Genomic DNA, 6184 nt, shown 5'->3' with positions numbered 1-6184 from the left:
TTGAAGGGATTTATTGGTTGCCGTCGAGGGCCGATTCTCGGGGGCTTCGCCAAACTTGCTGTTGTTGATTGTTGATTGTTGATTGTTGATAGTTGGCTTTTCTTTGTTTTTTATGAGGCTGTGCTCAGTATGTCAGTCATAGGTTTTTTAGTTTTTTAGTTTTTTAAAGTTTTTATATTCTCGTTGAATTTTGGCAGGTGGGCCGAAGCCCGCCGAGCTCGTTGGTGGATTGCTGTTGCTGCGTGTTGGCTGGCTTGAGTGCTGGCGGCTCGGTGGCGTCGCGTGTTGTGTGGTTCGGTATGACCGGCTGGTCTTCGCAGTCGGGGTCAAAGCGTGGCTTCTCCGCCGCCATGGATTGCCTTACATCCCCCCTTTCGGTAACGTTCGCTCAATTTCCAAAACCTCGCTGCAGAGCGAGCCAGTTGTGCATTCAGGAGTTACTATGGCGCAATTCGTTTACACCATGAATCGCGTGAGCAAAGTCGTGCCGCCCAAGCGCGAGATTCTCAGTGATATTTCGCTTTCTTTCTTTCCCGGCGCCAAGATCGGCGTGCTCGGTTTGAACGGTTCCGGTAAATCGACGCTGCTGCGTATTATGGCCGGCGTCGACACCGAGTTTAACGGCGAGGCGCGGCCGCAGCCGGGCATAAAGATCGGCTATTTGCCTCAGGAGCCGGAGCTGGACCCCGCAAAAGATGTGCGCGGTAATGTCGAGGATGGCGTCGCCGAGGCCAAGAATGCGCTGACCGAGCTGGATCAGGTGTATGCGGCCTACGCCGAGCCCGATGCCGACTTCGACGCGCTGGCCAAGCGCCAGGCGGAGCTGGAAGACATCATTCAAGCCACTGACGCCCACAACCTGGATCACAAGCTGGAGGTCGCGGCCGATGCCCTGCGCCTGCCGCCCTGGGATGCCGATGTCACGAAAATTTCCGGGGGTGAGCGCCGCCGCGTGGCGCTGTGCCGCCTGCTGCTGTCCAGCCCGGATATGTTGCTGCTGGACGAGCCGACCAACCACTTAGACGCGGAGTCGGTGGGCTGGCTGGAGCGTTTTCTCTGCGATTTTCCCGGCACCGTGGTGGCCATTACCCACGATCGCTACTTCCTGGATAATGCCGCCAACTGGATTCTGGAGCTGGACCGCGGTCGCGGTATTCCCTACGAGGGCAATTACTCCGATTGGCTGGAAGCCAAGGAGCAGCGTCTGGCGCAGGAGGCCAAGTCGGAGGCGTCGCGCAAAAAATCCATTGCCACCGAGCTGGAATGGGTGCGCAGCAATGCCAAGGGCCGCCAGAGCAAGAGCAAGGCGCGTCTGGCGCGCTTTGAAGAAATGCAGTCGCAGGAATTCCAGTCGCGCAGCGAAACCAATGAGATTTATATTCCGCCGGGTCCGCGCTTGGGCGACAAGGTGATCGACGTTAACCATGTCAGCAAGGGCTATGGCGAGCGCGCGCTGATTAACGACTTGAATTTCAGTATTCCCAAGGGTGCGATTGTCGGTATTGTCGGCGGCAATGGCGCCGGTAAGTCGACGCTGTTCAAGATGATCAGCGGCCGTGAGCAGCCGGACTCGGGCAGCATCGAGCTGGGCGAAACGGTGAAGCTGGTGTCGGTGGAGCAGATGCGCGACGCCCTGGACGACAGCCAGACCGTCTGGGAAGCGGTGTCCGGCGGTATGGATGTGCTGCGTATCGGCAGCTATGAAATCCCGTCGCGGGCCTATATCGGCCGCTTTAACTTTAAGGGCAGTGATCAGCAAAAGCGCGTCGGTGAGCTGTCCGGGGGGGAGCGCGGTCGCCTGCAGTTGGCCTGCACCCTGAAAGAGGGCGGCAATGTGCTGCTGCTGGATGAGCCGTCCAACGACCTGGATGTGGAAACCCTGCGCGCCCTGGAAGACGCGCTGCTGGACTTCCCCGGCTGCGCGCTGGTGATTTCCCACGATCGCTGGTTCCTGGACCGTATCGCCACCCATATTCTGGCCTATGAGGGCGACAGCGAGGTGGTGTTCTTCGAGGGCAACTACAACGAATACCACGAGGATTTCGTTGCCCGCAAAGGCAGCAATGCCGCGCCCAAGCGGATGAAGTACAAAAAGCTGAAATAGTGTCTTTTGGGCGGCGCTCGGCCGCCGCGCTATCGACAGCGCGCGCCGCGGTCCATAAATCCGGTATTTGTGGGCCGCAGCGGCCATTTTTACATTCCTGAGATTTGCTGTATGGCGCGGGGTAGGGGAAAATAGCGCCCTCTTTGCCGCCACCGAAATTTCAGGAGTCCCCCAATGCCTTCACGTAGCGACCTCGCTAATGCCATTCGCGCCTTGAGTATGGACGCCGTCCAGAAAGCCAAGTCGGGCCACCCCGGCGCGCCGATGGGTATGGCCGATATTGCCGAGGTTCTGTGGCGCGATTATCTGCAGCACAACCCGGCCAACCCCGAGTGGGCTAACCGCGACCGTTTTGTGCTGTCCAATGGCCACGGCTCCATGCTGATCTACTCGCTGCTGCACCTCAGCGGCTACGATCTGAGCATTGACGATTTGCAAAACTTCCGCCAGCTGCACAGTAAAACTCCCGGACACCCGGAGTACGGCTACACCGCCGGTGTTGAAACCACTACCGGCCCGCTGGGCCAGGGTGTTGCCAATGCGGTGGGTATGGCGGCGGCGGAAAAGATTCTGGCGGCGCAGTTCAACCGCGACGGCCACGACATTGTCGATCACTACACTTACACCTTCCTCGGTGATGGCTGCTTGATGGAAGGTATTTCCCACGAAGTGTGCTCGCTGGCCGGCACGCTGGGGCTGGGCAAACTGATTGCCTTCTACGACGACAACGGCATTTCCATCGACGGTGAAGTGGAAGGCTGGTTCAACGACGACACCCCCAAGCGTTTTGAGGCCTATGGCTGGCAGGTGATTCCGGCGGTCGATGGCCACGACAGCGACGCGATTGCCGCCGCCATTGAGGCCGGTCGCGCCGAGCCCAACAAGCCGACGCTGATCTGCTGTAAAACGCTTATCGGTAAGGGTTCGCCCAACAAGCAGGGCAAGGAAGAGTGCCACGGCGCGCCGCTGGGCGACGATGAGATTGCCCTGACCCGCGAGGCCTTGAACTGGCCCCACGGCAGCTTTGAAGTGCCCGATGACATTTACACTGCCTGGAGTGCCCGCGAGCGCGGCGCCGCTGCCGAGCAGGCCTGGAACGAGCGTTTCGCCGCCTATCAGGCCGCCTACCCGGAGCTGGCGGCTGAGCTGGCGCGCCGCCTGGATAACACCCTGCCCGCTGATTTTGCCCAACAGGCCGATGCCTTTATTGCCCAGTGCCAGGACGAGGGTAAAGAAGTGGCCACTCGCAAGGCCTCGCAGCTGTGTCTGGATGCCTACGGCGAGATGCTGCCCGAGTTGCTGGGCGGCTCTGCCGATCTGGCCGGTTCCAACCTGACCTGGTGGAAGGGTTCCAAGGCGATTACCGCCGAAGATGCCAGCGGCAACTACCTGCACTACGGCGTGCGCGAGTTTGGCATGTCGGCGATGATGAACGGCATCGCCCTGCACGGCGGCTTTATCAACTACGGCGCCACCTTCCTGGTGTTTATGGAATATGCCCGCAACGCGGTGCGTATGGCGGCGTTGATGAAGCAGCGCAGTATCTTCGTTTACACCCACGACTCTATCGGCTTGGGCGAAGACGGTCCGACCCACCAGCCTATCGAGCAGATTGCCTCGCTGCGCGGCACGCCGAATATGTCGCTGTGGCGCCCCTGCGATATGGTGGAGTCGGCCGTGGCCTGGCGTGCGGCGCTGGAACGCGCCGACGGCCCCACTGCGCTGATCTTTACCCGCCAGGGCCTTCCTCACCAGAATCGCAGCAGCGCCCAGGTGGCGGCAATTGCCCGCGGTGGTTATGTGCTGAGCGACTGTGACGGTGAGCCCGAAGCGATCATTATCGCCACCGGTTCCGAGGTGAAACTGGCGATGGAAGCCCAGCAGCAGCTGGCTGAAAAAGGTCGCAAGGTGCGCGTGGTGTCGATGCCTAGCACCGATGCCTTCGAGGCACAGGACGGTTACTACCGCGAGTCGGTACTGCCCAGCAATGTGCTGGCGCGGGTAGCGGTGGAAGCGGCGCACAAAGATTACTGGTACAAATATGTCGGCCTGGACGGCCGCATCGTCGGCATGGATAGCTTTGGTGAGTCGGCGCCGGCCGGCGAGCTGTTCAAGTACTTCGGTATTACCACGGAGGCGGTGGTGGCGGCCGTTGAGGACTGCATAGACTGATGATCCGACTGGCGATTAATGGCTATGGGCGTATCGGGCGCTGCGTGTTGCGGGCGCTCTACGAGTCGCCGATGCGCGAGCAGATGCGTATCGTCGCCATTAATGAACCGGCCGACCTGGATACCATTGCCCACCTGACCCGCTACGACAGCACCCACGGGCGCTTTATGGGGACGGTGGAGCAGGGTGTGCAGTGTCTGCGGATTAACGGCGACGAGATTGCCGTGAGTCACTGCGAGCAATTGCGCGATGTCGACTGGAGTCGTCACAATATCGATGTGGTGCTGGAGTGCAGTGGTACGCTGGCCAGCAAGGCCGAGCTGCAAGACCATTTGCACCGCGGTGCCCGCCATGTGCTGCTGTCGCAGCCCGGCGAGGCCGATATCCCCACCTATGTGTACGGCTTGAATCACCTGGAGCTGGACAGCGAGCAGCGGATTATTTCCAACGCCTCCTGTACCACCAACGGTATTACGCCGGTGATCGACGTGCTGCACCGCGCCTTTGGGGTGCGCTCGGGGGTGATTACCACCATTCACTCGGCAATGAATGACCAGCCGGTATTGGATGCCTATCACCATACCGATCTGCGCAAGACGCGGGCGGCGGGCATGTCGATGATCCCGGTGGACACCGGTCTGGCGGCGGGGATCGGCCGGATACTGCCCGAGTTGGATGGCCGTTTTGCGGCGCGCGCGGTGCGTATTCCCACCCACAATGTGTCGGCGATGGAGCTGAGTGTCACGCTGTCGTCGCGGGTGTCGCCCGGCGATGTCAACACGGCCTTGCAAATGGCGGCGCGCGGTAGGTTGAGCGCGGTACTGGGGGTGAGTGACGAGCCGCTGGCATCCTGTGACTTTAACCACGATCCGCGCTCGGGCATTGTCGACGCCGGGCAGACCCGAGTGGCGGATGAACTGGTTAGCGTGCTGACCTGGTTCGACAATGAATGGGGCTATGCCAACCGGATGTTGGATATGGTCGCTCACTGGCTGCGTTGAGCGGTGGTGAGGCGCGGCCCAGCCAGGTTTGCGTAGAGAGCTGTACAGACGGGCGAATTGAATTCGGCAAATGGAAAGTAAAACGGGAAGTGTTATGAACGTATTGAAAATGCGCGATTTGGATCTGGCGGGCAAGCGCCTGCTGATACGCGAAGATCTCAATGTGCCGATTAAAGACGGCAAGGTCAGTTCGGATGCGCGCCTGCGCGCGGCACTGCCCACCCTGAAGTTGGCGCTGGAGCAGGGTGCAAAAGTCATTGTCATGTCGCATCTGGGCCGCCCGACCGAAGGCGAGTTTGAAGACAAGTACTCTATGGCACCGGTGGCCGCTTATTTGAGTGAGGCACTGGGCCAGGACGTGCCGCTGCTGGCCGATTGGCGCGACGGTGTTGAGCTGGAAGCTGGCCAGCTGGTACTGCTGGAAAATGTGCGCTTTAACGCCGGTGAAAAGAAAGATGACGAGGCGTTGGCCAAGGCCTACGCCGCGCTCTGCGATATTTTTGTGATGGACGCTTTCGGCACTGCTCACCGCGCCCAGGCCTCTACCCACGGTGTGGCGAAGTTCGCCCCCACGGCCTGCGCCGGCCCGCTGCTGGCCGACGAGCTGGAGAATCTGGAAAAGGCCCTGGCCAATCCCGCGCGGCCGATGGTGGCCATCGTCGGTGGCTCGAAAGTATCGACCAAGCTCACCGTGCTGGAAACCTTGTCTGACAAAGTCGATCAGTTGATTGTCGGCGGCGGCATCGCCAACACCTTTTTGGCCGCTGCCGGTTACAACGTCGGCAAGTCGCTGTGTGAAGACGATTTGATTCCCCAGGCCAAGGCGCTGATGGAGAAGTGCGATATCCCACTGCCTTCAGATGTGATGACCGGTAAGAAATTCGACGAAAACGAGCCGGCGACCCTG

The 6184-nt window shown here is 60.3% G+C and carries 4 protein-coding genes; all 4 read left to right on the top strand.

Annotated features, from left to right (window positions below):
* The first annotated feature begins 442 nt into the window (after nt 1-442).
* Nucleotides 443-2104 (top strand): energy-dependent translational throttle protein EttA, encoded by a 1662-nt coding sequence (gene ettA / locus ABYM29_RS14360; protein WP_372865474.1) that lies wholly within the window; start codon nt 443-445, stop codon nt 2102-2104.
* A 174-nt stretch (nt 2105-2278) separates the two neighbouring features.
* Entirely contained in the window at nt 2279-4276 is a 1998-nt protein-coding gene (gene tkt / locus ABYM29_RS14355; RefSeq protein WP_372865473.1) for a transketolase, read from the top strand.
* Nucleotides 4276-5277 carry a type I glyceraldehyde-3-phosphate dehydrogenase gene (locus tag ABYM29_RS14350; protein WP_372865472.1) on the top strand — a complete coding sequence of 334 codons (1002 nt, stop codon included), beginning with the start codon at nt 4276-4278 and terminating at the stop codon, nt 5275-5277. Before tkt ends, ABYM29_RS14350 begins: the two co-directional genes overlap by 1 nt.
* Before the next feature lie 94 nt (nt 5278-5371).
* Nucleotides 5372-6184, top strand: an 813-nt coding sequence (locus tag ABYM29_RS14345; RefSeq protein ID WP_372865471.1) for a phosphoglycerate kinase, incomplete at its 3' end; no start/stop codon positions are given.

The organism is Spongiibacter sp. (genome assembly GCF_041602295.1).
Taxonomy (GTDB): domain Bacteria; phylum Pseudomonadota; class Gammaproteobacteria; order Pseudomonadales; family Spongiibacteraceae; genus Spongiibacter.
The sequence above is the reverse complement of the archived record's forward strand: the minus strand, read 5'-3'. Positions and strand labels throughout refer to the sequence as shown.